1 protein-coding gene is annotated in these 1,746 nt (G+C 42.6%); it reads right to left on the reverse strand.

The annotated features are described in order from the left end of the window. Positions 1–1,732 (reverse strand): IS1634 family transposase (locus HMPREF2811_RS11750; protein WP_141749266.1); only part of this gene is annotated, 1,732 nt, incomplete at its 3' end. Positions 1,733–1,746 lie beyond the last annotated feature (14 nt).

Below are 1,746 nucleotides of genomic sequence, written 5' to 3' on the forward strand. Positions count from 1 at the left end.
ATTTCTTTTTAGTCAATAACTGGTAGTCTGTGCGAAAACCACTTGCTTGATGAATACTATCTGTCACGTGGGTGCGTGTGTAGTGAGGTAGAAAGTTATCTTCAGTCAGTTTGGTCAGCTTCATACCGCGCAGCGCTTGAATAATCTCACAAATAGTATGTTGACTATTCATTCTTTTTTCAAGCATTCTAAAAATCAGTAGGGATAAGAAGCAGGTCAAGAAATGCGCTTTAATCCGATTTTCTTTGCTTAGATAGATGGGGCGGCTCTTGAACTCTGTCTTCATGATTTTAAAACTTTCTTCAATTTCCCAACGTCGCTGATTGACCGCAATAATATCTTCTACTTCTGTCTCCAGATTTGTTGCGACACAGTAAAAACCATCATATTGCGCTTCTTTGTCAATCACCGATTGATCTAGTGCATAATAATCTTTCGCTAATTCTCCTTCCGCTGTCGCTGAAGAACGTTTGATAAAACGATCCGGTGAATGCGGATTGTTTGTTTTCAAGGGTTCTTTTTGATCGAGCTTTTTAAGGGCACGATCGATTTGACGTTCGCGGATGGTCGCTTGGTAGGCTTTATACTTAGGCGAAAAAGTGACGATGTACCGCTCTTCTAGCGGACGAATGTCCTGTTTCTTTTCTTCCGTAGTCCGTTCAGCGGGCTCCCATCGCTCTTTGTAGTAGGTTTTCGTTCGGTCATCCAGATCGATTTCATCAAGATTGAATAGTTTACGGTGGTCGGGGTCCCCAGGTTGTGTATGAGCTAACTGCCAACCCGTTTTATCGAGTGCCCATTCTTTCAATGGTTTGCGAAACTTCTTGAGTGACTGAGTCGTGACATACCGACGACTGTGGGTGTTATTGAAACGACGATTGGCATTGGAACTAAGCCCCGCATCTGTGCAAACAACAAGTTCAGATAGATTGAAGTCGCGGATGACGCGTTTCTCAAGTGGTTTAAGTGAGGGCTGTTCATTATTACTTCCTGCGAACATCGTATAGGCTAGGGGTAAGCCAGAACCATCCATGAATAAACCCATCTGCACAATCGGATTGGGGCGATTCTCTTTACTCTTACCATATTTACGCAAGTCATCTTCTTCCTCTATTTCGAAGAAGAAATTGGTGCAATCATAATACAAAACGCGTGTGTCACGTTCGATTAACGCCGCACTGTTTTTATAGACTGCTTCTTGAATACGTTCGCTGTGCTCTGCGAGGACGTCCAATCCTCGATAAATATGTTGGAGTTCCAACGAAGGCGGTGTGAGGTAAGACTTGCTTAACTGTAAAGAATGTCGCTTAGAACTTGGATATAAAATGCGAGTGGATACTAAGGTTTTGAGCACCTGACCTAAGTCAAATGTTATGCGAGACTGTTGAGCGATTTGCGTGCAAACACGATCCAACTTCAACTCATAAAATAACTTATCGATAAACAGGTAACCAATATCATACCCATTTTGGTTATCGCGCTCGATTAAGCGTTCGCTATCAAATTCTTTCACCACAGTCACTTTCCCTTTGGCCTCTGCTTCGCTCAATTCACGGGCGATTTTTCTGGCGTAGTCCATGGGTGCCATCTCAGGGCATAGCTGTTGAAGTGTTTCATGATTGCCTAAGTTTTGAACAATTTCTGTAGAACGCTTGCCATCCGGCTTCGTAATATCTCGAATAATCGAATAAGAAATAGAGCCTTTAGTAGATTTTACAGTTTTCACACGCATATTATCACCATCCT

The organism is Globicatella sp. HMSC072A10 (assembly GCF_001811625.1).
GTDB classification, from domain to species: Bacteria; Bacillota; Bacilli; order Lactobacillales; family Aerococcaceae; genus Globicatella; species Globicatella sanguinis.